We start from the raw sequence: 25,425 nt of genomic DNA on the forward strand, positions 1-25,425 counted from the left end.
GCCGGTCCTGGTGCGGCAGAGCCCACCATCGAGTTGCAGCGAAGGGTCATGATCGCGGCGACCGTCGGTACGGTCATCGAGTGGTACGATTTCTTCATGTATATCTCGGTGGCTTCGGCCATCTCGGTCAACTTCTTCTCGGGCGACAACCCGGTTTGGGCCAACGTCTTCGCGCTTCTCACCTTCGGCACCGGGTATCTCGTTCGGCCGTTTGGAGCGCTGGTGTTCGGCCGCATCGGCGACATGATCGGACGCAAGCAAACCTTTCTCACCACGATCCTGATGATGGGATTTGCAACCGTTGCGGTCGGGCTGGTGCCGAGCTATGCGTCGATCGGCCTGTGGGCGACCTCGATCTTGATCTTGCTGCGAATGATCCAGGGATTGGCGCTCGGCGGTGAGTATGGCGGTGCTGCGACCTACATCGCAGAGCATGCCCCGCAGGGTCGCCGCGGCTGGCTGACGTCCTGGCTGCAAACCTCTGCACCGATCGGCTTCGTTCTCTCGATGCTCTCCGTGTATCTCATGCGCGCCAGCATGACGCCCGAGGCCTTCAATGACTGGGGCTGGCGCATCCTGTTCATCAGCTCGGTGTTGCCGCTCGCGATCTCTGTCTGGATTCGGTTGAAGCTGCAGGAATCGCCGCTCTTCCTCAAGATGAAGAATGAGGGGACGCTCTCCAAGTCTCCGATCTCCGACACGCTCCGGGAGTGGCCGAATCTGAAGCGCGTGCTGATCGCGATGTTTGCGATGGTGGTCCCCCAGAGCGTGCTGCTGGTCGGTGCTCAGATCTATTCTCTGGTGTTTCTCACCGGCACGGCCAAGGTCGATCCGCAGATCGCGAGTCTCCTGGTCGGTGCGGCCCTGATGCTGACGCTGCCGGTGATGATTTTCTTCGGCTGGCTGAGTGATCGCTACGGCACCAAGATATTCATCCTGGCTGCCTGCGTCATTGGCACCTTCACCTACCTTCCCCTCTACAAGGCGCTCACCTTCTATGCCAACCCCGCGCTGTATACGGCGCAAGCCGTCGTCCCTGTCACCGTTGCAGCCGATGCATCGGAGTGTTCCTTCCAATTCAATCCGGTCGGGACGGCGAAATTCACCACGGGGTGCGACATCGCCAAGAACGCCTTGATACGGTTCGGCGCACCTTATTCCACCAGGTCCGAAGCAAAAGGCGCGGTCGCGACGGTTTTCGTCGGCGCCAGGGCCATTCCGGTTGCCACGGCAGGGCAGGCTCCGGACGTCGCGGCGTTCACCGGCAAGCTGAAGCTCGCGCTCGAGGAGGCCGGATATCCGAACCGTGCCGATCCAGGTGCGATGAACTTCGGCATGATCATCCTGGTGCTGGCGGCGCTCAGCACGGTCGCGGGCATGATCTTTGGTCCGCTGGCATCGGCGATGACCGATCTGTTTCCGCCCCAGGTGCGCTACACGTCGGTCTCGTTCAGCTATCACGTGGGCAACGGCTATTTCGGTGGCCTCTTGCCGGCGATTGCCGCGGCCTTCCAGATTGCGAGCGGCGATATATACGCTGGCCTGTACTACGTGATGGTCGTTTCGGCGATCTCGTTCTTTCTCGGCTTGTTCTGGCTTCGATCCGGGCCGGCAGCGGCCAAGGTCCAGTCAGTCGCGACGGCGGCGGCGTAGCGGTCGCGTTTCAATCTGCACAATGCAAGAAAGTCTGTTTCAAATGACCGCAGTGCACGCGATCGGCAACGTTGCCATTCGTCAGGTTATCGAAATGCGAGGTCCGGGTTTCACCCCGGACTTCCTCTTCCCGAATTGGGATCCGTCGGTTCTGGAGACGCACCGAGCGCTGATGATACCGGATTGCTTCGACGAGGCGGAGGGCCGCTTCATCGCCAGCATCCACACCTGGGTTCTGAAAACGCGGCACCACACGATCCTGATTGACAGTTGCGCGGGTAACGACAAGAACCGTCCGATGCTGCCGCGCTTTCATCAGCTGAATCTGCCCTTCCTCGACCGGCTGGCGGAAGCGGGCATCTCACCCGAACAGGTCGATTATGTCTGCTGTACCCACCTGCACGCCGATCATTGCGGCTGGAACACGCGACTCCTCAACGGCCGCTGGGTGCCGACGTTCCCGAATGCCAAGTACGTCTTCTCCAAGGCCGAGTACGATCATTGGTCCGGCCCGGCTGGCAAGGAAGGATTCAGCGCCGGCGTATTCGAAGACAGCGTTCTTCCTGTCATCCAGAGCGGGCAGGCTGAAATCGTCGAGGGCGAAACCGCGATCGGAGATGGTCTTACGTTCCATCCCACCCCGGGGCACAGCCCTGGTCACGTAGCTGTCCAGCTCTCCGACCTGGGACAGAAGGCGCTCTTCAGCGGCGATATCATGCATCAGCCGCTTCAGATCTATCGTCCGGACTGGAATAGCGCGTTCTGTGAGCACGGAGAGCGTGCCCGCGCATCGCGCCGCTGGCTTCTCGAGCAGGCAGCGGAAGATCGAGCGACCGTATTCACGGCTCATTTCGCCAACACGTCGGCCGGGCGGGTCACGCGCAGCGGCGATAGGTTCGACTGGCGGTTCGTGTAACCTGAGAGGACACCGAGATGCAAAAATCGATCGCCGACAGCATCATCAGCGAAGAGATAATGATCCCGAGCGACACCGCAGGGATCGAACTCTTCGTTCGCAACAAGCGACGGTCCGACCTGGTCCGGTTTTCGGCCGAGAAGACCGTGTTGTTCGTCGCAGGATCGACCTATCCGGCGTCGACTTCGTTCGATCTGCGTCTGGATGGCGTGTCCTGGATGGATCATCTGGCCCAGCAGGGCTATGACGTCTATCTTGTCGATGTCCGTGGCTACGGCAGGTCGACCCGTCCGTCAGAAATGGAAGAACCGGCGTCCGACAATCAGCCGATCGTGCGTACGCCTGTCGCTGTGCGCGACGTTGCGAGTGCTGCTGCGTTCGTCCGGTCACGGCGAAGTGTCGACAGAATCAACCTGATCGGGTGGTCGTGGGGCACGACGCTGATGTCACGCTATGCCTCGGAGAACCTGGCGCACGTCAACAAGCTCGTTCTGATCGCGCCGCAATGGCTCCGGACCAACCCGAGCGCGGCTGATTCCGGCGGACCCCTCGGCGCCTATCGCGTTGTCGAGCGATCGGCGGCCAAGAGCCGTTGGCTTAACGGCGTTCCCGATGACAAGAAGAACGCGATATTGCCGCCGGCCTGGTTCGATGCGTGGGCGGAGGCAACTTTTGCCAACACGGGACTTGGGTCGGACAAGCTGCGGGCGCCGAACGGAACGGTTCAGGACAGCCGCGAATATTGGGCATCCGGCAAGCCGCTTTATGATCCTTCCTTGCTCACGATGCCGGTCCTGATCGTCCATGCCGACCTGGATCGCGACTGCCCGATGGATATGGCGCAAACGGTGTTCAGCAAGCTATCGGCAGCGCCGTATCGCCGCTGGATCGAGATCGGCGACGGCACGCACTCGGTATTCATGGAGAAAAATCGCTGGCAGGTCTTCGCTGCGGTCGACGGTTTCCTTGACGAACGAATGCCAGCGTAGGACGCACGCCGCGATGAACGCGCGAGGTGGTTTCCTCTCGAAGGCGCTCGCAAGCTTGGACTTTGGGGCTAGTCTGCTTCGAGGCGGAACCGGCCGACAAATGAGAACTTTGCAAGCATCGGTGAGCGGCATTCACCTGTTGTCGAGGCCGCTCGGAAGCAAGACGGAGTGCGGATCTGAACGACCCGCCTCACGCAAGCTGCGGGCGAGCCCTGGTGCGTCGCGGAGCCGGGGCACGTCTATCCTCATGCACGGCAGGAACACTTTCGGCGGCGCTCCGTTAGCGCAGCAAACGCCGGGAGTTGTCCATGATCGATTATCCAAAGCCGCCTTATCCTGCGCAGCAGCAGCCGATGCCGGGCTCGACGCGAGCGATGCAGCCGCGACCGGATCACGGCGAAGAGAGTTACAAGGGCGCCGGCCGTCTTGCCGGAAAGAAGGCCATCATCACGGGCGGCGACAGCGGCATCGGCCGCGCGGTGGCGATCGCCTATGCGCGTGAAGGCGCGGACATCGTCATCTCCTATTTGAACGAGGACGAGGATGCGGCCGAGGTCAAGGCGCTGGTGGAGCGGGAGGGACGCAAGGCCGTCCTGATCCCGGGCGATATCAGCAATCCCGAGCATTGTTGCGCCATCGTGCGTCGCACCGTCCAAGAGCTCGGCGGCATCGACATCCTCGTCAACAACGCCGCCCATCAGGCGACGTTCAAGGACATCGCAGATATCAGCGACGACGAATGGCGGCGGACGTTCGAGACCAACATCCACGCCATGTTCTATCTGGCCAAGGCTGCCGTCCCCCACATGCGGCCGGGGTCCGCGATCATCAACACGGCCTCGGTGAATTCCGACATGCCGAACCCGAGCCTTTTGGCTTACGCCACGACGAAGGGTGCCATCCAGAATTTCACCGGCGGGCTCGCGCAGATGCTGGCCGAGAAGGGCATCCGGGTCAATGCGGTGGCCCCGGGGCCGATCTGGACGCCGCTGATTCCCTCGACCATGTCGGAGGAAAGGGTCAAGAACTTCGGCAAGCAGGTGCCGATGCAGCGCGCCGGTCAGCCGGCCGAGCTCGCGACGGCCTATGTCATGCTGGCCGATCCGCTTTCGAGCTACACGTCGGGGGCGACGTTGGCCGTCACCGGTGGCAAGCCGTTCATCTGACCGGAGGTATCTGTTCGCAGCGGAGATCAGGATGGCCGCGCCGCGGGCGCCGCCATCGTCTTGCTCAGTCTGCCTCGATCACGCGGCGTTGGACGCCTTGGCGTTGACGCCTTTGCGCAGGGCCACCGTGTTGAGCTTGGTGTTGGCGGCCTTCTCTTCGTTCAGATTGGTGGTGAGGAAGCGCACGATGTCGTCGTGGCCGAGCTCTTCCGCCCAGGCGATCAGCGTGCCGTACCGGCACATTTCGTAGTGCTCCACCGCCTGTGCGTTGGCGACGATCGCAGCGTCCAGCACGGCCTTGTCGTCGATCTCCCCGGCGGTCTCGTCGGCTTCCTTGATCAGGCCGTCGATGGCCGGACAATGCATGCCGCTCGGCTCCTTGCCGAGCTTGGCGAAGACCTTGTCGAGGCGCTCGACCTGCTTGTTGGTCTCTTCCAGATGCGCCTTCAGCCCGGCGACGAGATCCCTGTTGGTCGTCTTGTCGATCATCTTCGGCAGCGCTTTCAGAATCTGCTGTTCTGCGTAATAGATGTCCTGGAGCCCGTGCAGCAGCAGGTCTTCCATCGATTTGATGTCCTTGGTGAAGAATCCCATAAAAGACGTCTCCTTTTCACAATGATGGCAGTGGAACGCGGTGCGGCCGCCGCTGTTCCATTCCCGTGTGCAGATCGGGAGAGCCGAATGAGCGACGGAGTGGATCATTTTGCGGACCTGCTCGGGCGTGCGGCGATGGACGTGTGGGGCGACATGCCTCGCGACATCCAGGAAGCACTGTTCGAGACCGCGATGAAGGGCCGCGACACCGAGCGTGAGGAGCTCGCGCGATTGCTGCACGAGCGGCATCCGCGCACGCTGCATCCGGCCCGGCCAGGCTGACGCAGCGGGTTCTGGAACCAACATGCGATCTCCTGATTGGTGAATCGGGTGGCGCGCCACACGGGCTCCAATGAGCACCGCGCGGGGCGCATGGCCCGAGCCTGTCAATTTGTGAGTCGACCGTCGTGACTGAGATGAATATCGGCAAATGGTACGACCCGATTTCGGAGCGGTGGATCGTGCCTCGCCAACCCCCCACTATCGCCGCGCTTGATCGGTCGAGCGCGGAGAACGTGCCGGAGGCGAACAAGAGAGAAGAGACGCAGCGGATCTGGAATCTGCTGGTCGATTGCTGCGCACGCGGATGATGCAGCGTCGGCGCCATAACGCGCTCGATGACACTCGGGAGTGTCAACAGCCCTGAGGCGGGCTTTGCGCGGGGCAGGTCAGCGTTCCCGTCAACCCTGATCTCGACGACGTCCGGAGCGGATCGGTATATTACCACCCTTTGCCGACGCCGCCGGAACAAGGATCAGAGATGGACGATACGATTGGCTTCCCCGACCCCGGTCTTGACCTGTCGGACGGCTTCAAGCCGCACACCTCACATTGGGGCGTGTTCTCCGCGCGCCAGGGCGTGGCCGGGCTGGAGGTCAGGGCCTATGCGGGCGATCCCGATCCGAACGGCATCATCGACAATTTTCCCGGCGCGCTCCGCCACCAGGCGCGCATCGCCCAGCCGGCAATCCGCCGCGGCTGGCTCGAGCGTGGACCGGGCCCCGACGATCGGCGCGGCCGCGACGAGTTCGTCTCCGTCAGCTGGGACAAGGCGCTCGATCTCCTCGGCGACGAGCTCGGCCGCATCCGCGACGCGCGCGGACCCGGCGCCGTGTTCGGCGGCTCCTATGGCTGGTCGAGTGCCGGGCGCTTCCATCACGCCCAGAGCCAGGTGCATCGCTTCCTCAATATCGCGATGGGCGGCTATGTGCGCTCGGTCAACACCTATTCCTCGGGTGCGTCCTCGGTGCTGCTGCCGCAGATCCTGGCCGGCTACGAGGACATCACCAAGCGCAACGTCACCTGGGAGCAGATTGCGACCGAGACGGACATCGTGCTGGCCTTTGGCGGCATGGCGCTGAAGAACTCCATGGTGGCGGGCGGCTCGATCAGCAAGCATGTCGAGCGCGGCGCCATGGCGGCGGCGCGGGCGCGCGGCTGCGTGTTCATCCTGGTCAGCCCGCTGCGCGACGATCTGCCGGTCGAGGCCGGCGCCGAATGGATGGCTTGCGTGCCCGGCACCGACACCGCGTTGATGCTCGGCATCGTCCATACGCTGGTCGGAGAGAACCTGCACGACCAGGCCTTCCTCGATCGCTACACCGAGGGCTGGCCAATCTTCCTGCGCTATCTCAACGGCGAGAGCGACGGGCAGGCGAAGCACGCCGAATGGGCCGCCGCGATCTGCGGCGTCGAGGCGGATGCGATCCGCAAGCTGGCGCGGCGTCTTGCCGGAAAGCGCGCGCTCGTCACCGTCTCCCATTCGCTGCAGCGCGCCGAGCATGGCGAGCAGCCGGTGTGGATGGGCATGGTGCTGGCGGCGGCCCTCGGCCAGATCGGCCTTCCCGGTGGCGGCTATGCCTATTCGCTGGGGGCGATCGGCTATTACGGCCGCCGCGTCAACGACGTGCCGGGGCCGACGCTGGGGCAGGGCCGCAACGGCGTTGCCGATTTCATTCCGGTGGCGCGCATCGCCGACATGCTGCTCAATCCCGGCGGCACGTATCGCTACAACGGCGAGACGCGCACCTATCCGGACATTCGTCTGGTCTACTGGGCGGGCGGCAATCCGTTCCATCACCATCAGGACATCAATCGCCTGCGCAAGGCGTTCGCGAAGGTGGACACGCTGGTCGTGCACGAGCTCGCCTGGACCGCCACCGCCCGCCACGCCGACATCGTGCTGCCTTCCACGATGACGCTGGAGCGCGAGGACATCGGCTATTCCACCAACGACCCGCTCATGGTCGCCATGCACCGGATCGCCGAGCCGTTCGGGCTGGCGCGCGACGACTACGACATCTTTGCCGATCTCGCCGAACCTCTCGGCGTGCGCGAGCCCTTCACCGAGGGACGAACGTCGCGGCAATGGCTGGAGCGTCTCTACGAGCCGACCCGCGCCTCGCTGGCGAAGCGCGGCCTGGAGGCGCCTGACTTCGACGAGTTCTGGGCGCGCGGCAGCCTGGTCGTGCCGCAGCAGCCCGACGACGGCGGCCGGCTGCGCCGCTTCCGCGAGGACCCCGTCAATCACGCTTTGCCGACGCCGAGCGGACGGATCGAGATCTTCTCGGCCAAGATCGCAGCGCACGGCGATGCGGATTGTCCGGGCCATCCGGTCTGGCTCGACAAGACCGATATTCCCAAGCGAGGTGCACCGTGCTTCCTCGTCGCCAACCAGCCGGTGACGCGCCTGCACAGCCAGCTCGATTTCGGCGGGCATTCGCTCTCCGCAAAGCATCGCGGCCGCGAGGTCGCGCGCATGAACCCGGTCGATGCACAGGCGCGCGGTATCAAGGACGGCGACATCATCCGCCTGTTCAACGAGCGCGGCGCGTGCCTCGCCGCGGTCCACGTCACCGACGGCATCTCGCCCGGCGTGGTTCAGCTTCCGACCGGCGCGTGGTATGATCCGATGGATCCCGAAGACGAGGCGCCGCTCTGCGTTCACGGCAATCCGAACGTGCTGACTCGCGACGTCGGCACCTCGTCCCTGGCGCAGGGCTGCACCGGCCAGTTGACGACCGTCGAGGTGGAGAAGTTCACCGGCAATCTGCCGCCGATCCGCGCGTTCGATCCGGTTTAGGCAAGCAAGGAGAGCTGAGATGATCCGCAAGGCAACAGCAGTCTGGAAGGGCACTGGTCGCGATGGCACGGGCCAACTGTCGAGCGAATCCGGCGTGCTTGCCGCGACGCCCTATTCGTTCAAGACCCGCTTCGAGAACGAGAAGGGCACCAATCCCGAAGAGTTGATCGCCGCAGCCCATGCCGGCTGTTTCACCATGGCGCTTGCCTTCGGCCTGCAAATGGCGGGTTTCACGCCGGACGAGCTCTCGACCGAAGCCGCCGTCACGCTCGAGCCCGAAGGCAAGGGCTTCAAGATCAGCAAATCCGCGCTGACCCTGCGGGCGAAAGTGCCTGGTCTCGACGATGCCGGCTTCGCCCGGTTCGCCGGCGAGGCCGAGAAGAACTGCCCGGTGTCCAAGGTGCTCAACGCCGCCATCACGCTCGACGCCAAGCTGGTCTAGGGCAAGCGTTTGCTTCCGGTCCGTCCGGTCCAGGCCCGGGTGGACCCGCGTCAATGCGTGGCTTTCGGCCGGGTGGCCGAAAGCCTATATGATGCACGAGCTGTTTGGCGATCATTGGGAGCACATCACATGACGACGGAACGCGCAGTTTTGGCCGGAGGCTGCTTCTGGGGCATGCAGGATCTGATCCGCAAGCAGCCGGGCGTGATCTCCACCCGCGTCGGCTACACCGGTGGGCACGTCAAGAACGCCACCTACCGCAATCATGATGGCCATGCCGAAGCGATCGAGATCGTGTTCGATCCAGCCAGGACCAGCTTCCGGACCATGCTGGAGTTCTTCTTCCAGATCCATGATCCGACCACGCTCAACCGTCAGGGCAACGATATCGGCACGAGCTATCGCTCGGCGATCTTCTACACCAGCGAGGAGCAGAAGCGGATTGCCGAAGACACCATTGCCGACGTCGAGGCGTCAGGCCTATGGCCCGGCAAGGTGGTGACCGAGGTCGCGCCCGCGCGCGAGTTCTGGGAAGCCGAGCCCGAGCATCAGGACTATCTCGAACGTTATCCTGACGGCTACACCTGCCACTTCATCCGGCCCGGCTGGAAACTGCCGCGGCGAGCTGCGGCGGTCGGAGGCTAAAACCCGGTCGGGCGCTGCTCCGCGGTGACGATCTGCGCCGTCAACGTGACGAGACCCATCAAGGCGGTGAGCAGCCAAAATGCCATCGGCAGTCCGCCGAGCTGTGCGACGAAGCCGACGCCTGCAGGGCCGAGCAGGACGCCTGCGTAGCCTGCTGTCGTGATCGCCGCGACCGCAAGTCCCGTGGGCATCACCTTTTGCTGCGCCGCCCGGCGGAACAGCACAGGCACGAGGTTCGAGGCGCCGAGCCCGATCAGCAGGAATCCGCCGATGGCGACCGCTGCCACGGGGGCGGTGAGCAGCACCACGAAGCCGGCGATCGCAATGAGGCTACCCCACAGCAATGTCGTGCGGTCTCCGATGCGCGCAACGACCGCGTCGCCGCCGAGCCGCCCGATCGTCATCGCGATCGAGAACACGATGTAGCCGACGCCGCCTTGCGCCTCGCTGACGAGCCCGGCGCCGATCACGAGCAGCGCGCCCCAATCGAGCATCGCGCCTTCGACCAGGAAGGTGATGGCGCCGAGCAGCGCCAGCAGCAGCACCGATCCGTGCGGCAGCACGAACAATGGGCCTTCCTGCACCTGCACCGAGCGAAGCAGGCGCGGCCAGGTTACGAGCATCGCGATCAGCATCAGCACGGAGCAGATCAGGGTACAGGCGAGTGCCCCGAGCTGCAGCGAGAGCAGCGCCGTCATCAGCGCGGATCCGGCGAAGCCGCCGATGCTGAACAGGGCGTGGAACCCGGACATCAGCGGGCGTCCCGCGGCGCGCTCCACCTCCACGGCGTGGATGTTCATGGCGACGTCGATCGAACCGAGCGCGGCGCCGAACGCAAGCAGCGCCAGCGCCAGCGACAGCGGCGAGCTTGCGATCGCCAGCAGCGGCAGCACCAGTGTGAGACCAAGCCCGCCCGCGACGATGACCGGCCTGCTGCCGTAGCGCGCGCTGAGAACGCCTGTGAGCAGCATCGCGACGACCGAGCCGATGCCGAGGCTGAGCAGGAGCAGCCCGAGAACCCCGTCGTCGACGGCGAGCCGCGCCTTCGCGAACGGCACCAGCGGTGCCCAGCACGCGATGCCGAAGCCCGCGACGAGGAAGGCAAGCCGAGTGGCAAGACGGGTCGCCGGCCGATCGGCAGAAGACATGGGAACTCCGGGGAAGTACAGGCGGGACGGTGGAGAAAGCGGAGAAATGCCGCAGCTTTGTGTCGGCACCGCGTTCAGATTGTCGCAGCTCGTGCCAGCTGCGAGCAACTTGTCGCGATTGCAGGTGGCCGGTTGCCCGGATGGAGCGAGGCGTATCTGCGTGTGACAAGCTCAAATATCGTAGGGTGGGCAAAGCGCAGCGTGCCCACCATTCTCGCTTACTGCCAAGGTTGGTGGGCACGGCGCTATGCGCCTTTGCCCACCCTACGGCACTGAAAGAGCAATGTAGTTGCGTCATACTCCGTCATTGCGAGCGCAGCGAAGCAATCCAGAATCTTTCCGCGGATAGATTCTGGATTGCTTCGTCGCATCAGCGCAAAATTGCTACGCAATTTTGTCGCGAGCTCCTCGCAATGACGGGCGGAGAGAGCAGATGCCAAACTCTCGGTCGCGCTCCGGACGCAGCGCTAGCCGCCAAGGATCCGCCGGCACGCCTCGACGAACACCTCTGCGCCCGTCACGATGTCGGCATCCGCCGTGTTCTCGGTCCAGTGATGGCTGATGCCGCCGATCGACGGCACGAACAGCATGCCGGCGGGCATGACGGTTGCCAGCATCTGCGCATCGTGGCCGGCGCCGCTGGGCATGCGGATGGATCGGCCGCCGGCGACGGCCTTGCTCGCGGCCTCGATCGCGTCCTGAAAGCCCGCATTCATCATCGCGGGTGCGCCGGTGCGCAGCTTCGTCACGCTGACGGTGCAGGGGCCCTTGGCACTGGCCTCGTCCGCCATGGTCCGGAGCAATTGCTCCAGCCGCGCGATGACCGTCGGATCGTCGTCGCGAATCTGGAACAGCATCTCTGCGCCACCGGGGATGATGCTCGGCGCGCCCGGATCGAGCGTGATGCGGCCGGTGGTCCAGACCGTGCGCGGGCCGCAGACGGCGGGGAGGCGCTCGTCGATCGCGACGCAGAACTTGGCCAGCGCGAGGCCGGCATCCTTGCGCACCGCCATGCGCGTGGTGCCGGCGTGGTTCTGCTCGCCGGTGAAATTGATCTGGTACTGCCAGATGCCGACGATGGACGTCACGACGCCGATCGCGAGGCGCCCGCTTTCGAGCGTGTCGCCCTGCTCGATATGCGCCTCGAGATAACCGACGTGCCGTCCCGGCTCGGCGGTGATGCGCGGACGCCCCGCGAGCCCCATGTCGGCAAGGGCATCGCGCATGGTGCGGCCGCTGGTGCGGTCGCGGGCGGCTTCGATGTCGGCCTCGGCCACCTGTCCGACATAGGAGCGCGAGCCGAGGAAATGACCGAAATGTCCCTCCTCGTCGCACCAGGCGGCGACCTCGACCGCGCCGTTCACGGAAGCGTCGGCGTTCAGGACGCGCGCGGCCTCGAGCGCATAGACGACGCCGAGCGGGCCATCGAGCCAGCCGGCATAATTCTGGCTTTCCAGGTGCGATCCCGCCAGCAGCTTCGGCCCGGGCTTCGTGCTCGTCCCGAAGACATTGCCGATGCCGTCGATCGTCGCGGAAAGATCGGCCTCGGGCAGCTTCTGAACGAGCCACTCCAGCGACAGCTTGTGCGGCTCGGAGAAGGTCGGCTTGTGCACGCCGGTCTTGTAGGCGCCGATGGCGCGAAGTGCATGGAGGTCGGCGAGGACGCGATGTCCGTCGGCGCGAGTGTCAGGCATGTTCGGCAACCTTCAGTGCCTCGGTGCGGATCTCCTCGACCAGCCGTTCCTTGAGCTGGACGAATTCCGGCGTGGTCTTGATCTTGTAGGAGCGGGGATGCGGCAGGTCCACATGGATTTCGGCCTTGATGCGTCCGGGGCGTGCGCTCATGACGATGACGCGGCTGCCGAGGAAGATGGCTTCCTCGATGTCGTGGGTGACGAACAGCACCGTCTTCTGGTCGCGCTCCCAGATCCCGAGCAGCATCTCCTGCATCAGGGCGCGGGTCTGGTTGTCGAGCGCGCCGAAGGGCTCGTCGAGCAACAAGATCTTCGGGTCATTGGCGAGCGCGCGCGCGATCGCCGTGCGCTGCTGCATGCCGCCGGAGAGCTGCTTCGGCCAATGATTTTCGAAGCCGGACAGTCCGACCTGGCGGATGAAGGCATTCGCGATCTTGTGTCGCTCCGCCTCGGACACGCCGCGCTCGCGCAGGCCGAAAGCGATGTTCTCGCGCACCGTCAGCCAGGGGAACAGCGTGTAGGACTGGAACACCATGCCGCGATCGGCGCCCGGGCCGGTCACCTCGCGTCCGTCGAGGGTGACACGGCCGCTGGTCGGACGATCGAGGCCCGCGACGATGCGCAGCAGCGTGGACTTGCCGCAGCCGGACGGGCCGAGGATGGTGACGAAGTCGTTGTTGCCGATGGTGAGGTCGGTCGGCTCCAGCGCTCTGGTCGGCGCGTTGCCGTGACGCGCGGGGAAGGTGCGCGAGACCTGTTCGACCTTGAGGATCGTCATGCGAGCCTCCACGGAAACAGCCAGGCGTTGAATGCCTTGAACATGAAGTCGGAGAGGAGGCCGATCAGCCCGATCACGATGATGCCGAAAATGATCTGGCCGGTGTTGAGCAGCGCCTGGCTGTCGGTGATCATGTGACCGATGCCCGAGGACGAGCCGATCAGCTCGGCGACGATGACGTAAGTCCAGGCCCAGCCCAGCACCAGCCGCAGGATTTCTGCGATCTCCGGCGCGGAGGAGGGCAGCAGCACGCGGCGGATGATGCCGCGGTCGCTGGCGCCGAGCGTGTAGGCGGCCTCGACCAGATCGCGCCGCGTGGCGCCGACCGTCACCGCGACCATCAGGATGACCTGGAACACCGAACCGATGAAGATGACGAGCAGCTTCTGCAATTCGCCGATGCCGGCCCATAGGATCAGCAGCGGGATGAAGGCGGAAGCGGGCAGATAACGTGCAAATGAGACGAACGGCTCGAGGAAGGCTTCGACCGGCTTGTAGGCGCCCATCAGCACGCCGAGCGGCACCGCAATGACGGCCGCGAGTGCAAAGCCGCCGACGACGCGCCAGATCGTCATGCCGATGTCGAACAGGAAGCCGTGCTTGGCGAGCAGCTCGAGGCCCTCCTGCACCATGGTGAGCGGATTGGCGAGGAAGGTCTTCGACACATGGCCGCCGAACGTCGCCCACGACCAGAGGGCGACGAACAGCACGAAGAACGCCAAGCCGTACGCCGCACGCTGCTTCGATGTCACGGGATCCAGGGGACGCATCAAACTGTATCCGAATGGTGCGCCGGCTCCGCCCGAGGCGGAACCGGCATCTTGGAGAACGTTACTTGATGAAGCTCGCGTCGTAGAGGTCCTCGACCTTCGGCGCGGCCTTGATGATGCCGATCTCGAGCAGCAGCTCGGCGGCCTCCTTGTTGAAGGTCAGGAAGTCGCCGGCGAAGAACTTCTGGTTCGCGGCCTTGTCCTGCCAGCGCAGATATTTCGCCGAGTTGCCGAACTGCTCGCCGGTCTGCTTCACGTCGGCGCCCATGATCTCGTAGGACTTGGTCTGGTCCTTGGCGATCATCTCGATCGCCTCGAAGTAGCTGTCGGCGAGGGCCTTGGCGGCCTTGGGATTGTCGGTGAGGAACTTCGGCGTGCAGCCGAACGTGTCCATCACCATCGGATAGTCGAGCGTGGTCGCGATGATCTTGCCCTTGTCGGGCGCGGCACGCACCGTCGACAAATAGGGCTCATAGGTCATCGCGGCATCGTTCTGGCCGGAGACGAAGGCCTGCGCGGCCGCAGCGGGCTCGAGGTTGACGATCGTGACGTCCTTGGTGGTGAGGCCGTTCTTCTTCAGCATCCAGGCCAGCGCGAAATAGGGCGAGGTGCCCGGCGCGGAGGCTGCGACGGTCTTGCCCTTGAGGTCCTTGATCGCGGCGACGTCGTTGCGCACGGCCATGCCGTCGGCGCCGTAGCTCTTGTCGAGCTGGAAGATCTGCTTGGTCGCGACGCCGTTGGCGTTCCAGGAGATCCAGGTCTCGACCGTGGTCGCCGCGCACTGGATGTCGCCGGAGGCGATGGCGAGATGGCGGTCCTTCTGGGGGATCTTCTTGATGGTGACGTCGAGGCCATTCTTCTTGAAGATGCCCGCCTCCTTCGCCAGCGTCAGCGGCGCGAATCCGGTCCAGCCGGAGATGCCGACGCCGACCTTGACGTCGTCGGCGAGCGCGGGGGTGGCCACCGCGAGGGCAATGATTGTCGCAAATACTTTCGAACTACGCATGATTTTCGTCCTCTTGCCGATCGATGGTTTGACGTCCTGTTGATCACTGTCGGCCCACCTGGACCGTTGCCCGATGCGTTGCACGAATTGTGCCGACATGTCCTCTCAGCCTCCCTTGAATCGGGCGACAAGGCGGTGAGAGTCACCGGGATAGAGCAGGCGCACCGCGGTGATGGTGCGTGCGCTGCGCCAGGTGTAGCGGTCGATCACGAGGCAGGGGGCGCCGACGGCAATGTCGAGCGCTTCCGCCGTGCGGTCGTCCGCAACGATGGCACTGATCGTATGCTCGGCCTCGGTCCATGGGACATGGTGAAGCAGCCAGGAGCCTGGCGGTTCGCGCGAGAAATCGGCGGCCGCGGCGTCGGGCACGGACGAGAGGTCGATCAGCCTGTCCTCGACCGCGAAAGGCACATTATCGGCGCTATGTCGGCAGGTGATCGCGACCACCTTGCCGGCCTTCTTCACGCCGAGGCGATCGCGGTCGGCGGCCGTCGCCGCGCGCAGCTTGCGGCCGATCAGCTCGTAGCCGTAGCTGCGTCCAAGCGCGGAGATCTCGGCGCGGATGTCGGCGATCTTGAGCACCGCCGACTGATGCTGCGGCCGGCGCACGAACGAGCCGGCGCGCCGCCGCCGCTCGATCAGATCGGCTTGCGCGAGCTCCGACAACGCCTTGTTCACGGTCATGCGCGAGCAGCCGTAGCGCGCCACCAGCTCGTGCTCGAAGGGAATGCGGTGGCCGGGCGGCCATTCGCCGGTCAAGATGCGCTTCTCGATGTCGGCGCGGATGCGCTTGTAGAGCGTCGGCTTGTCGGCATCGGTGACGAGGCTCATGCGACGAGCCTCCGGATCGATGCGTTGAAGCGTTCGCGTGCGGCTTGGCGCAATCCATGCTGACCGCGCTCGACCACCTTGCGGCCGCCGGCCCAGACGCAATCGATGGCGGCGCCGCCGGCGGCGAAGATCCAGCCGTCGATGACGGCATCGTGCGCGCGTCCTGCCAACGAAGGATGCGCCGCGTCGAGCGTGACGATGTCGGCGCGTGCACCGGGTGTGAGGCCGACCGTCGGCTGCGCCAGCGCCCGCGCGCCGCCGGCGAGCGCTCTGTCGAACAGCGAGCGTCCTGTGGAATGACCTGCGCCGCCGGAGAGCACGTTGCGCTGGCGGTGCTTGAGCCGCTGGCCGTATTCGAGCTGGCGCAATTCGTCGGCTGCGCCAATCAACACGTTGGAATCGGTACCGACGCCGAAAAGGCCGCCGGCGGCGACAAACTCCCGCGCCGAAAAAACGCCGTCGCCGAGGCTCGCTTCCGTAACGGGACAGAGGCCCGCCACCGCACCGGTCCTGGCGAACGCCGTCACCTCCTCACTCGTCATGTGGGTCGCGTGAATGAGACACCAGCGCCGATCGAGCGGGGCGTGCTCCAGCAGCCATTGCACCGGACGCCGGCCCGACCAGGCGAGGCAATCCTCGACCTCCTTCACCTGCTCGGCGGCATGAATGTGCACCGGTCCGCCGTTCGCGAGCGGAATGATCGCCGCAAGCTCGTCCGGCGCCACAGCGCGCAAACTGTGCGGGGCGATGCCGATATTGGCGCCCGGCAGTGCGCTGATCACCTTGCGCGATGCCGTCATCAATGCAGCGAACCGATCGACCGTGCAGATGAAGCGGCGCTGCCCGGCATGCGGCGCTGCGCCTCCAAACGAGCCATGCGCATAGAAACTCGGCAGCAGCGTCAGCGCAATGCCGGAGGCTTCGGCCGCCTGGGCAATGCGCTCGGCGATCTCGGCGGGGTCAGCGTAGGGCGATCCGTCGCGGTCGTGGTGCAGATAGTGGAATTCGCCGACGCGGGTAAAACCCTGCTCGAGCATTTCGACATAGAGCAGCGTCGCAACGGCCGCGACGTCGTCGGGCGTCATGGCCAGCGCGAAGCGATACATCGTCTCGCGCCAGGTCCAGAACGTGTCGGTGGAATCGCCGCGCAGCTCCGCGAGGCCGGCCATGCCGCGCTGGAAGGCGTGACTGTGCAGGCTTGCAAGTCCCGGAAGCGCGATGGCGTGGCGCTCGTCGCCGGCGGCCGGCGCCACGCCCGGTGTCACCGCCGCGATCGCGCCGGCGGTGACGACCACCTGCACGTCATTGGCCCAGCCCGAAGGCAGGAGCGCGGAAGCGAAATGCAGTCGGGTCATGATTTACACGCCGGCTGGACAGAACCGCCTTACGATTATATGTCTAGACATATAAGTCAAGCATCCCCAGGGCGAATGGATACCCGCATGGCAGAGCGCTTCGACCGGATCTGGCACAATGCCCGCCTCGCGACGATGCGGGCCGACCGTCCCGATCTTGGCGAGATCGAGCATGGTGTCATCGCCGCACGCGGCGGCCACATCGCCTATGCGGGCGCGATAGCGGACTTTCCCGTCGATGCGGACGCGATCGAGCGGATCGATTGCGAGGGGCGCTGGATCACGCCCGGTCTCGTCGACTGCCATACCCATCTGGTCTATGGCGGCGACCGCGCGCATGAATTCGAGCTGCGCCTGAAGGGGGCGAGCTACGAAGAGATCGCGCGCGCCGGCGGCGGCATCGTCTCGACCGTGGCGGCGACGCGCAAGGCCAGCGAAGCCGAGCTCGTCGCAGGCGCGCTGCCGCGGCTCGACGCGCTGACGGCTGAGGGCGCCACCACGGTCGAGATCAAGTCCGGCTATGGTCTCGATACCGAGACCGAGATGCGGCAGCTGGCGGCCGCGCGCAGCCTCGGCCGCGAGCGGCCGGTTACGATCCGCACGTCGTTTTTGGGCGCGCATGCGCTGCCGGTCGAGGCCGACGGCGACAAGGATCGTTACATCAATCTGGTCTGCAAGGAGATGCTGCCGGCGGTCGCAAAAGCGGGCCTCGCCGACGCCGTCGACGCCTTCATGGAGGGCATCGCATTCTCCGCCGAGCAGACCGCGCGAGTGTTCGAAACGGCGAGGGGACTTGGACTGCCGGTTAAGCTCCATGCCGACCAGCTCTCGAATCTCGGCGGCGCTGCGCTTGCCGCGAGATTCTCGGCGCTCTCGGCCGATCATCTCGAGCACACCGATGAGGCCGGTGCCGTCGCAATGGCGAGCGCCGGCACGGTGGCGGTGCTGCTGCCCGGCGCGTTCTACTTCATTCGCGAGACGCAGAAGCCGCCGGTCGAGACGTTCCGTAAGCACGGCGTTGCCATGGCGCTGGCGACCGACTGCAATCCCGGCAGTTCGCCGCTGACCTCGCTGCTGCTCGCGATGAACATGGGTGCGACCCTGTTCCGGATGAATGTGGCCGAGTGCCTTGCCGGCGTCACCCGTGAAGGCGCGCGGGCGCTCGGCCTGTTGAATGAGACCGGCACACTGGAAGCCGGCAAGTGCTGCGACCTTGCGATCTGGGACATCGAGCGCCCCGCCGAGCTGGTCTACCGCATCGGCTTCAATCCGCTGCACAAGCGGGTATGGAGGGGGCAGTGACGGAGCAGGAAACAGCGATCCTCGTCAAGCCGGGAACAGTGAGCCTCGACGATCTCGCGCGCGTGCTCGAAGGCGCCCCGGTCGTGCTCGATCCTTCGTTCTGGCCGCGTGTCGAGGCGGCTGCGCAAATCGTTACGCGAGCTGCGCAGGCGGACGTCCCCGTCTACGGCATCAACACCGGTTTTGGAAAGCTGGCCTCCAAGCGCATTCCGCCGGACCAGACCGCGCTGCTCCAGCGCAACCTCATCGTCTCGCATTGCTGCGGCGTCGGCCCGGCAACGCCGGAGCCGATCGTGCGGTTGATGATGGCGTTGAAGATCGTCTCGCTCGGACGTGGCGCCTCCGGCGTGCGCCGCGCGGTGATCGAGCAGTTGCAGGACATGCTGGCCCGTGGCGTCTGTCCGCTGGTGCCGCAGCAGGGCTCGGTCGGCGCCTCCGGCGATCTGGCACCGCTCGCGCACATGACGGCCGTGATGATCGGCGAAGGGCAGGCGATCGTTGACGGGAAAACCGTATCCGGCGCCGACGCTCTCGCGGCGGCCGGCGTCAAGCCGCTGACCCTCGGGCCGAAGGAAGGCCTCGCGCTGATCAACGGCACGCAATTCTCGACGGCCTACGCCATATCAGGCGTGCTGCGTGCATATCGCCTCGCCCGCGCCGCACTCGTGACCGGTGCGCTGTCGGTGGATGCGGCGATGGCCTCGACGGCACCGTTCCGTCCCGAAATCCAGGCGCTGCGCGGCCATGCCGGCCAGATCGCGGCGGCCGCGACGTTGACCGCGCTGCTCGACGGCAGCGACATCCGCCTCTCTCACCTCGAAGGCGACGAGCGTGTCCAGGATCCTTATTGCCTGCGCTGCCAGCCACAGGTCGCAGGCGCAGCCCTCGATCTGATCACGCAGGCCGCACGCACGCTGATCGTCGAGGCCAACGCGGTCACCGACAACCCGCTGGTGCTGGTCGAGACCGCGGAGATCGTCTCCGGCGGCAATTTCCACGCCGAGCCGGTGGCCTTCGCCGCCGATGCACTCGCACTGGCGCTGTCGGAGATCGGCGCGATCAGCGAGCGGCGCATCGCGACGCTGGTCGATCCCGCGCTCAATTTCGGCCTGCCGCCATTCCTCACCCCCGATCCCGGCCTCAATTCCGGCTTCATGATCGCCGAGGTGACGGCGGCCGCGCTCTATGCCGAGAACAAGCAGCGTGCGCTCGCCTGCTCGATCGATTCGACGCCGACCAGCGCCAACCAGGAGGACCATGTCTCGATGGCCGCGCATGCCGCGCGGCGCCTGTCCGACATGGCCGACAATCTCGCCGCCATTCTCGGCATCGAGCTTCTGGTCGCCGCCCAAGGCATCACGCTGCGCGCGCCACATGCGACCAGCGCGCCGCTGGTCGCAGTCATTGCCGCGTTGCGTGAGCAGGTGCCTGCGCTCGCTGCCGATCGCTACATGGCCGGCGATCTCGCCAAGGCCGCTGCATTGATCGAAGCCGATGCGCTTCCGGCTGCCGCGGTCGCCCAGCTTCGTTCCGATCCGTTTCCGAGACTCGTCTGAAGAGGTCCACATGAACCGCCGACTGGACAATGACCGCACCATCCGCGCTCCCCGCGGCAGCGACATCAGCGCCAAGAGCTGGCTCACGGAAGCGCCGTTGCGCATGCTGATGAACAATCTCGACCCAGACGTTGCGGAGCGCCCGAGCGAGCTCGTCGTCTATGGTGGCATCGGGCGCGCGGCACGCGACTGGGAAAGTTTTGACCGGATCGTTGCGGCCTTGCGCAAGCTCGAGAGCGACCAGACGTTGCTGGTGCAGTCCGGTAAGCCGGTCGGTGTCTTCCGGACCCATGCCGACGCGCCGCGCGTACTGATCGCGAACTCCAACATCGTGCCGCATTGGGCCACGCTCGATCATTTCAACGAGCTCGATCGCCAGGGTCTTATGATGTACGGCCAGATGACGGCGGGCTCCTGGATCTATATCGGCAGCCAGGGCATCGTGCAGGGCACCTATGAAACCTTCGTCGAGGTCGGCCGTCGCCATTATGGCGGCAGCCTCGCCGGCAAATGGATTCTCACGGCCGGCTTGGGAGGCATGGGCGGTGCGCAGCCGCTGGCCGCGACCATGGCCGGCGCTTCGATGCTTGCAGTCGAATGCCAGCCGAGCCGCATCGAGATGCGCCTACGGACCGGCTATCTCGACCGGCAGGCCGCAACGCTCGACGAAGCGCTCGCGATCATGGCGGACGCCGGGAAGACGAAGAAGGCGGTCTCGGTCGGCCTGCTCGGCAATGCCGCCGAGATTTTCCCCGAACTGGTCCGCCGCGGCGTCAAGCCTGATATCGTCACCGACCAGACCAGCGCCCATGATCCGATCAACGGCTACTTGCCGAAGGGCTGGACGCTCGCTGAGTGGGAAGCCAAGCGTGCGTCCGATCCGAAGACGGTGGAGCGCGCCTCCAAGACGTCGATGGTCGAGCATGTCCAGGCCATGCTGGACTTCCATGCCCAGGGCATTCCGACGCTCGACTACGGTAACAATATCCGCCAGATGGCGCAGGACATGGGCCTGAAGAACGCGTTCGATTTCCCCGGCTTCGTGCCCGCCTATATCCGTCCCCTGTTCTGCCGCGGTATCGGGCCCTTCCGCTGGGCCGCGCTGTCGGGCGATCCCGAGGACATCTTCAAGACCGACGCCAAGGTCAAGGAGCTGATGCCCGACGATAAGCATCTGCACAATTGGCTCGATATGGCCAAGGAGCGCATCAAGTTCCAGGGCCTGCCGGCGCGGATCTGCTGGGTCGGCCTCGGCGATCGCCATCGCCTCGGCCTTGCCTTCAACGAGATGGTGGCGCGCGGCGAATTGAAAGCGCCGATCGTGATCGGCCGCGATCATCTCGACAGCGGCTCGGTGGCGAGCCCCAACCGCGAGACTGAGGCGATGAAGGACGGATCGGATGCGGTCTCCGACTGGCCGCTGCTCAATGCGCTGCTCAACTGTGCCAGCGGGGCGACCTGGGTGTCGCTGCATCATGGCGGCGGCGTCGGCATCGGCTATTCGCAGCATGCCGGCATGGTGATCGTCGCCGACGGCACGCCCGAGGCGGCGAAGCGGATCGAGCGCGTGCTGTGGAACGATCCCGCCAGCGGCGTCATGCGTCATGCCGATGCCGGCTACGACATCGCGATCGACTGCGCCCGCGACAAGGGGCTCGATCTGCCGAGCCTGCCGAAGTAGACGAGGCTCTAGGCCACGACCTTGGCGCCGGTGCCGTCGAGGCGCCGGCTCTCCTCGGCCAGATGGTCGCCAATCGCATCGGCCGGCATGGGCTTGGCGAAATAATAGCCCTGGATGAAGTCGCACCCCAGGCGGCGCAAGGTGTCGAGCTGAGCACGGGTCTCGACGCCCTCGACGACGCAGGCGATTTCCATGTCGTCGCAGAGGCCGGTGAGCGATTTGATGATCTTGTGGCTGACCGGATTCTCGTTGATGTCGGAAACGAAGCTGCGGTCGACCTTGATCTTGTCGAGCGGCAGCCGGTGCACGTGGCTCAACGACGAATAGCCGGTGCCGAAATCGTCCAGCGAAATGCCGCAGCCCATTGCCTTCAGCGTTGCGATCGATTGCTGCGCGCGGACGAAGTCGAAGGTGACGGCGGTTTCGGTGATCTCGAAATCGATCCGCTGTGGCGGCAGCCCGCTCTTCTCGATGATGGCGATCAGCGGCAAGATGCCCTCCGCCGCACAGACATCGTGTGCGGAGAGGTTGAACGACAGGCGGATGTGATCGGGCCATGTCCTGGCGACGGCGAGTGCGCGCACCAGCAGCGCTTGCGTCAGCGGCCGGATCAGACCGATGCGCTCGGCAGCCGGAATGAAATCGGCCGGCGAGACCAGGCCGAGGCGGGCGCTGCGCCAGCGCGCCAGCACCTCGAAGCCGGCGGTGTGCTCGCTCATGGCATCGACGATCGGCTGGAACACCAGGTCCATTTCGGTGGCGAAATCAGCGGTGCGCAGCAGGTTCTCGATGACCCCGCGACTGCGGATCTCGGCCTCGAGCTCGCTCGAGAAGATCACGGTGCGGCCGCGCAGATGGCGCTTGGCATGGTAGAGCGAATAATCGGCGCATTCATACAGTGCTTCCGCGGTCGTGGCCGATTGCGGAAACAACGCAAAGCCGATCGAGCAGGACAGCCCCGTATGAGCGGTATCGAGCTGATAGGGAAGCTTGACCTGGGCGCCGATGCGCTGGCCCAGCCGTAGCAGATCCGCATCATTGGGGTCGCCGCACACGACGAGGCCGAACTCGTCACCGCCGAGTCGGGCGAATTCGACCCGGTGCGGACCAAAACCCTCGCAGACCTCGCGGATGCGCCGGCCGGCCTCGATCAGGACGCGGTCGCCGACTGAGTGGCCGTAATTGTCGTTGATCGGCTTGAAGCCGTCGAGATCGATGATGCCGACTGCGACCCGGACTTTCCTGCGTTCGGCATCGGTGAAGGCGCTCGACAGCTCGGCGAAGAAGCGGCGGCGGTTCGGCAGCTCGGTGAGTGAATCGAGATTGGCAAGGCGGAAGTTCTCGTCAGAGAGCGCCTGCGTCGCCGCCTGTTGCGCGAGCAGCGACTTGCGGCTGGCGACGAGATCGGCGAAGTCGCGATAGTAGATGAACAACACCGTCACCATCGCGCCGGAAACCAGGAGGTTGTTGACCGCGATCGCCTTCAGCGTCGGCTCGCCCGTGGCAAAGAAGAACAGCACATAGGGCACGTCGACGATCAGCGTCACGATCAGCGCCGCCGAGCGCAGATGCATCAGCGAGAAGATGCAGCCGATCACGGTGACCGCCATGTAGAAGGCGACCTGGCTCTTGGCGAAGGGATCGCCGTAGGGGTACAGCGCGAACGACCAGGCGGTGAAGCCGGCACCGATCGGCAGGGTCAGCCAATTGGTGGCGCGCAGATTGCGCAGGATGTCGGCATCGCTGCGAACGAGCCGGCGCTGGCGTAGCCACCAGAAGGTCCGTGAGCCTGCGAGCACCGTCAGCACGGCCGGCACGATCGTCGTCAGCCAGTCCGGCGCCACGTTCACATAGGTGTAGGCGACCGCAATCGTGTTGCTGATGAGGATGAAGTAGAGCAGTGGGATCTGCTTGGAGAAGGCGTCGAACTGCGCGCGTGTGAGATCCGGATTGTCGGCGGGAACGCGAAACAATCGCATCGCGGCAGCAAGACGAGATTTCAATTCGGCAACAGGCATTGAAATACGAGCCCCAGATCCCTGAAAAACGGGGCAATCTTGCACGGCACGGGTAAAGGGCCCGTTAGATCGATGCTAGCCGGGCTCGGCCAGCACTGGTTGCGCGCTGCCTCAGGATTTTCCGGTCGCGTGCATTGGTGAGCTCCCGTTAAGGATAGCCGGCGGCAAGGGGCGTGCGTCTCAGGCACAAGTCGCCCGAAATCGCCGCAGCTACGCCCTGCTCGCCATGGGTGTCAGCGAGTGCTCGGTGCGGGCGACCGGGAGCGGTGCAAGCGGCCTAGCGTCCGATCGTCACACCTGCGGTCGAGCGCATGGCGTCCCGCAGGCTGGTCGCCCTCTTGTCGTCGAGAACCTGCCGCGTCAGCACGGTGGTCTGGCCAGGCGTGTCGAGGATCGACTCGCCGCGCGAGGAGGAGAGCCGATCGGCCTTGTAGGGAGCGGCCGGATCGGTGGCGGGCCCAGTCATGTGATGCGGCCGCTTGCCCGCGGCGAGCGCCGGCTGCGAGACAGCAAGCGCGATCACGACGAAGACCAATGGTCTTGCGCACATCTGGGATCTCCCATATCGGGACATCAGCCTAGCACATTGCCACGGTGGGCGCAGACGAAAGGATCAGGCGAGAACGGCCTGGCGCTCGCGCGCCGGTTCGCGGATCCGCTCGATGCTCCGCGGCTCGGCGAGCCGCGTGAAGCTCCGATGGCTCGCCTGCACGGGGGCCTCGACGATGACGCCCTCACAGACGATCTGTCCGCCGAGCATCCTGAATTCCAGCTTGTCGTAGCGCGGCATTGTCTCGCCGGCCGCCGGCGGCAGCAGCCCGACGCTTCCCTGGATGTTCAGCGCGGCCTCGCCGGTGCCGTGAAGCTGCGGATTCCACATCCTGATTCCGCTCTCGGCCCAGCGCTGCCGGATCAGCGCGGCGCGGTCGGCGGGCTCTACGGCTCGCGCGCGAACTTTCGGTGCGCTGCGGATCTCTGGCGAAGGAGACGTGAGAGCCGGAGCCGGTTCAGCTTCCGCGACGTCGCTGGATGACTCGTTGGCTACCGCCGCAATGGCCGTGGCGAGCGGAACATCATTTGCGGGCGTCGGCGCGATTGCGACAACGGGCGCCGGATCGATCTCGGCGCTGGCTTCAGAGACAACAGCCGCCACGTTCTCGACGTCGACCGGGATTGCTTCGGCGGCGTCGGGTACGACATCGAGGGATACGTCGGGCGAGGGGGCAGCCTCGATGATGAGGGCAGGGAGATCGGCCGAAGCGGTCGCGACGTCTGCTGATGAAGCCACAATCTCTTCTGCGGTGGCAGAGTCGATCTCTGCAGAGATTCCAGCAGGCGATGCATCATCGTCCACGACGGCGAGATCGGAGGCTGCAACTGGCTCGCTCTCCGCACCGGCCGATGCAGCCAACGCCCCTTCGGTCGCTGGCGGCGTCACGGGCGCCTCGATTGCCGTTGCCAACTCTGAAGATGAGTCGCCGATGCAGATATCGTCGGACGGAATCTCCGCGACGACCGACACAGCCGCATCGTTCTCCGCGACCGGAGCGGTGGCGGCGAGATCAGCCTCATCGCGCATGGGATCAGCGCTGATCTCGGCGATGGGCGCTGGAGCCGTGCCGGCAACGCCTTCGGCGATGGCAGATGAAGCCTCTGCAGTCGGCGCGACGTCGAGGTTGCCGCTGTGCGGCACAGGCCGGAGTCGGGAAAACGCCCAGTTCACCGCTGGAATGCGGCGCAGCAACGATATCAGTCTCGAAAGCACTGGGAGTTGTCCAAGAGGTGCTCGGCGTGAGGCA

At 65.2% G+C, this 25,425-nt stretch carries 23 protein-coding genes; 12 read left to right on the forward strand and 11 right to left on the reverse strand.

The genetic code is table 11. The features are described 5' to 3' along the window. Positions 1–48 precede the first annotated feature (48 nt). The 4 genes from ACNJYD_RS11420 to ACNJYD_RS11435 all read left to right on the forward strand — a co-directional run bounded on the left by ACNJYD_RS11420 (position 49) and on the right by ACNJYD_RS11435 (position 4,724). Positions 49–1,653: an MFS transporter gene (locus ACNJYD_RS11420; protein ID WP_439366432.1), complete on the forward strand. Its 1,605-nt coding sequence runs from the start codon at positions 49–51 to the stop codon at positions 1,651–1,653. 43 nt (positions 1,654–1,696) lie between these two features. Beyond that, entirely contained in the window at positions 1,697–2,569 is an 873-nt protein-coding gene (locus tag ACNJYD_RS11425; protein WP_439366433.1) for an MBL fold metallo-hydrolase, read from the forward strand. 17 nt (positions 2,570–2,586) lie between these two features. Continuing rightward, a complete protein-coding gene (locus tag ACNJYD_RS11430; RefSeq protein WP_439366434.1) occupies positions 2,587–3,558 on the forward strand; it encodes an alpha/beta hydrolase in 972 nt (323 codons plus the stop codon). Positions 3,559–3,866: 308 nt separating this feature from the next. Then, positions 3,867–4,724, forward strand: a complete 858-nt coding sequence (locus ACNJYD_RS11435) for an SDR family oxidoreductase (protein WP_439366435.1) — start codon at positions 3,867–3,869, stop codon at positions 4,722–4,724. Positions 4,725–4,802: 78 nt separating this feature from the next. On the opposite strand, the gene ACNJYD_RS11440 is transcribed toward ACNJYD_RS11435, so the two are convergent. Beyond that, positions 4,803–5,318, reverse strand: a complete 516-nt coding sequence (locus tag ACNJYD_RS11440) for a YciE/YciF ferroxidase family protein (RefSeq protein WP_439366436.1) — start codon at positions 5,316–5,318, stop codon at positions 4,803–4,805. An 87-nt stretch (positions 5,319–5,405) separates the two neighbouring features. On the opposite strand from ACNJYD_RS11440, the gene ACNJYD_RS11445 reads away from it, so the two are divergent. The 5 genes from ACNJYD_RS11445 to msrA all read left to right on the forward strand — a co-directional run bounded on the left by ACNJYD_RS11445 (position 5,406) and on the right by msrA (position 9,487). Beyond that, positions 5,406–5,600 (forward strand): hypothetical protein, encoded by a 195-nt coding sequence (locus ACNJYD_RS11445; protein ID WP_172785609.1) that lies wholly within the window; start codon positions 5,406–5,408, stop codon positions 5,598–5,600. Positions 5,601–5,725: 125 nt separating this feature from the next. Beyond that, entirely contained in the window at positions 5,726–5,908 is a 183-nt protein-coding gene (locus ACNJYD_RS11450) for a hypothetical protein (RefSeq protein WP_212255547.1), read from the forward strand. 170 nt (positions 5,909–6,078) lie between these two features. After that, positions 6,079–8,400, forward strand: a complete 2,322-nt coding sequence (locus ACNJYD_RS11455; RefSeq protein ID WP_439366437.1) for a molybdopterin guanine dinucleotide-containing S/N-oxide reductase — start codon at positions 6,079–6,081, stop codon at positions 8,398–8,400. Between the two features lie 19 nt (positions 8,401–8,419). Further along, positions 8,420–8,842, forward strand: coding sequence for an OsmC family protein (locus tag ACNJYD_RS11460; protein WP_172785607.1), 423 nt, complete (start codon positions 8,420–8,422; stop codon positions 8,840–8,842). Between the two features lie 129 nt (positions 8,843–8,971). Beyond that, the gene (gene msrA, locus ACNJYD_RS11465; protein ID WP_439366438.1) at positions 8,972–9,487 is read left to right on the forward strand and encodes a peptide-methionine (S)-S-oxide reductase MsrA; all 516 of its coding nucleotides are present in this window, start codon (positions 8,972–8,974) and stop codon (positions 9,485–9,487) included. Here msrA and ACNJYD_RS11470 read toward each other — a convergent pair. From ACNJYD_RS11470 to ACNJYD_RS11500, 7 genes are all read right to left on the reverse strand, one after another. Then, entirely contained in the window at positions 9,484–10,635 is a 1,152-nt protein-coding gene (locus ACNJYD_RS11470) for an MFS transporter (protein ID WP_439366439.1), read from the reverse strand. The genes msrA and ACNJYD_RS11470 overlap by 4 nt on opposite strands. 467 nt (positions 10,636–11,102) lie before the next feature. After that, positions 11,103–12,329, reverse strand: a complete 1,227-nt coding sequence (locus ACNJYD_RS11475) for a Zn-dependent hydrolase (RefSeq protein ID WP_439366440.1) — start codon at positions 12,327–12,329, stop codon at positions 11,103–11,105. Then, positions 12,322–13,107 (reverse strand): ABC transporter ATP-binding protein, encoded by a 786-nt coding sequence (locus ACNJYD_RS11480; RefSeq protein WP_439366441.1) that lies wholly within the window; start codon positions 13,105–13,107, stop codon positions 12,322–12,324. The genes ACNJYD_RS11475 and ACNJYD_RS11480 overlap by 8 nt, the downstream gene beginning before the upstream one ends. Next, positions 13,104–13,877 carry an ABC transporter permease gene (locus tag ACNJYD_RS11485; RefSeq protein ID WP_439366442.1) on the reverse strand — a complete coding sequence of 258 codons (774 nt, stop codon included), beginning with the start codon at positions 13,875–13,877 and terminating at the stop codon, positions 13,104–13,106. The genes ACNJYD_RS11480 and ACNJYD_RS11485 overlap by 4 nt, the downstream gene beginning before the upstream one ends. 61 nt (positions 13,878–13,938) lie before the next feature. Continuing rightward, positions 13,939–14,883 carry an ABC transporter substrate-binding protein gene (locus ACNJYD_RS11490; protein ID WP_439366443.1) on the reverse strand — a complete coding sequence of 315 codons (945 nt, stop codon included), beginning with the start codon at positions 14,881–14,883 and terminating at the stop codon, positions 13,939–13,941. A 105-nt stretch (positions 14,884–14,988) separates the two neighbouring features. After that, on the reverse strand, positions 14,989–15,714 hold the full coding sequence (hutC, locus tag ACNJYD_RS11495; protein WP_212255242.1) for a histidine utilization repressor: 726 nt from the start codon (positions 15,712–15,714) through the stop codon (positions 14,989–14,991). Beyond that, positions 15,711–17,069 (reverse strand): formimidoylglutamate deiminase, encoded by a 1,359-nt coding sequence (locus ACNJYD_RS11500; protein ID WP_439366444.1) that lies wholly within the window; start codon positions 17,067–17,069, stop codon positions 15,711–15,713. The genes hutC and ACNJYD_RS11500 overlap by 4 nt, the downstream gene beginning before the upstream one ends. A gap of 87 nt (positions 17,070–17,156) precedes the next feature. On the opposite strand from ACNJYD_RS11500, the gene hutI reads away from it, so the two are divergent. Genes hutI through hutU form a run of 3 tightly spaced genes read left to right on the forward strand, consistent with a single transcriptional unit; the run spans position 17,157 to position 21,608 of the window. Next, complete coding sequence (gene hutI / locus ACNJYD_RS11505) at positions 17,157–18,371, forward strand: imidazolonepropionase (protein WP_439366445.1); 1,215 nt, start codon at positions 17,157–17,159, stop codon at positions 18,369–18,371. Then, positions 18,368–19,927 (forward strand): histidine ammonia-lyase, encoded by a 1,560-nt coding sequence (gene hutH / locus ACNJYD_RS11510; RefSeq protein ID WP_439366446.1) that lies wholly within the window; start codon positions 18,368–18,370, stop codon positions 19,925–19,927. Before hutI ends, hutH begins: the two co-directional genes overlap by 4 nt. 10 nt (positions 19,928–19,937) lie before the next feature. Continuing rightward, a complete protein-coding gene (gene hutU / locus ACNJYD_RS11515) occupies positions 19,938–21,608 on the forward strand; it encodes a urocanate hydratase (RefSeq protein WP_439366447.1) in 1,671 nt (556 codons plus the stop codon). A gap of 8 nt (positions 21,609–21,616) precedes the next feature. Here hutU and ACNJYD_RS11520 read toward each other — a convergent pair whose 3' ends face one another. The 3 genes from ACNJYD_RS11520 to ACNJYD_RS11530 form a co-directional block, all read right to left on the reverse strand. Then, positions 21,617–23,626, reverse strand: coding sequence for a putative bifunctional diguanylate cyclase/phosphodiesterase (locus tag ACNJYD_RS11520; protein ID WP_439366448.1), 2,010 nt, complete (start codon positions 23,624–23,626; stop codon positions 21,617–21,619). A 277-nt stretch (positions 23,627–23,903) separates the two neighbouring features. Continuing rightward, a complete protein-coding gene (locus ACNJYD_RS11525; RefSeq protein ID WP_439366449.1) occupies positions 23,904–24,176 on the reverse strand; it encodes a TonB-dependent receptor plug domain-containing protein in 273 nt (90 codons plus the stop codon). A gap of 63 nt (positions 24,177–24,239) precedes the next feature. Beyond that, the gene (locus ACNJYD_RS11530) at positions 24,240–25,370 is read right to left on the reverse strand and encodes a hypothetical protein (protein ID WP_439366450.1); all 1,131 of its coding nucleotides are present in this window, start codon (positions 25,368–25,370) and stop codon (positions 24,240–24,242) included. Between the last annotated feature and the right edge of the window lie 55 nt (positions 25,371–25,425).

Source organism: Bradyrhizobium sp. SPXBL-02, assembly GCF_051853065.1.
GTDB lineage: Bacteria > Pseudomonadota > Alphaproteobacteria > Rhizobiales > Xanthobacteraceae > Bradyrhizobium.

Bases quoted from the DNA above. Each gene is read 5' to 3' on its own strand.
- hutI (WP_439366445.1), top strand. From the start codon at position 17,157: ATGGCAGAGCGCTTCGACCGGATCTGGCACAATGCCCGCCTCGCGACG.
- ACNJYD_RS11520 (WP_439366448.1), bottom strand. From the start codon at position 23,626: ATGCCTGTTGCCGAATTGAAATCTCGTCTTGCTGCCGCGATGCGATTG.
- ACNJYD_RS11420 (WP_439366432.1), top strand. From the start codon at position 49: ATGATCGCGGCGACCGTCGGTACGGTCATCGAGTGGTACGATTTCTTC.
- ACNJYD_RS11460 (WP_172785607.1), top strand. From the start codon at position 8,420: ATGATCCGCAAGGCAACAGCAGTCTGGAAGGGCACTGGTCGCGATGGC.
- ACNJYD_RS11470 (WP_439366439.1), bottom strand. From the start codon at position 10,635: ATGTCTTCTGCCGATCGGCCGGCGACCCGTCTTGCCACTCGGCTTGCC.
- hutC (WP_212255242.1), bottom strand. From the start codon at position 15,714: ATGAGCCTCGTCACCGATGCCGACAAGCCGACGCTCTACAAGCGCATC.
- msrA (WP_439366438.1), top strand. From the start codon at position 8,972: ATGACGACGGAACGCGCAGTTTTGGCCGGAGGCTGCTTCTGGGGCATG.
- ACNJYD_RS11430 (WP_439366434.1), top strand. From the start codon at position 2,587: ATGCAAAAATCGATCGCCGACAGCATCATCAGCGAAGAGATAATGATC.
- ACNJYD_RS11455 (WP_439366437.1), top strand. From the start codon at position 6,079: ATGGACGATACGATTGGCTTCCCCGACCCCGGTCTTGACCTGTCGGAC.
- ACNJYD_RS11475 (WP_439366440.1), bottom strand. From the start codon at position 12,329: ATGCCTGACACTCGCGCCGACGGACATCGCGTCCTCGCCGACCTCCAT.
- ACNJYD_RS11445 (WP_172785609.1), top strand. From the start codon at position 5,406: ATGAGCGACGGAGTGGATCATTTTGCGGACCTGCTCGGGCGTGCGGCG.
- ACNJYD_RS11500 (WP_439366444.1), bottom strand. From the start codon at position 17,069: ATGACCCGACTGCATTTCGCTTCCGCGCTCCTGCCTTCGGGCTGGGCC.
- ACNJYD_RS11435 (WP_439366435.1), top strand. From the start codon at position 3,867: ATGATCGATTATCCAAAGCCGCCTTATCCTGCGCAGCAGCAGCCGATG.
- ACNJYD_RS11480 (WP_439366441.1), bottom strand. From the start codon at position 13,107: ATGACGATCCTCAAGGTCGAACAGGTCTCGCGCACCTTCCCCGCGCGT.
- ACNJYD_RS11485 (WP_439366442.1), bottom strand. From the start codon at position 13,877: ATGCGTCCCCTGGATCCCGTGACATCGAAGCAGCGTGCGGCGTACGGC.
- ACNJYD_RS11525 (WP_439366449.1), bottom strand. From the start codon at position 24,176: ATGTGCGCAAGACCATTGGTCTTCGTCGTGATCGCGCTTGCTGTCTCG.
- hutU (WP_439366447.1), top strand. From the start codon at position 19,938: ATGAACCGCCGACTGGACAATGACCGCACCATCCGCGCTCCCCGCGGC.
- ACNJYD_RS11440 (WP_439366436.1), bottom strand. From the start codon at position 5,318: ATGGGATTCTTCACCAAGGACATCAAATCGATGGAAGACCTGCTGCTG.
- ACNJYD_RS11425 (WP_439366433.1), top strand. From the start codon at position 1,697: ATGACCGCAGTGCACGCGATCGGCAACGTTGCCATTCGTCAGGTTATC.
- ACNJYD_RS11490 (WP_439366443.1), bottom strand. From the start codon at position 14,883: ATGCGTAGTTCGAAAGTATTTGCGACAATCATTGCCCTCGCGGTGGCC.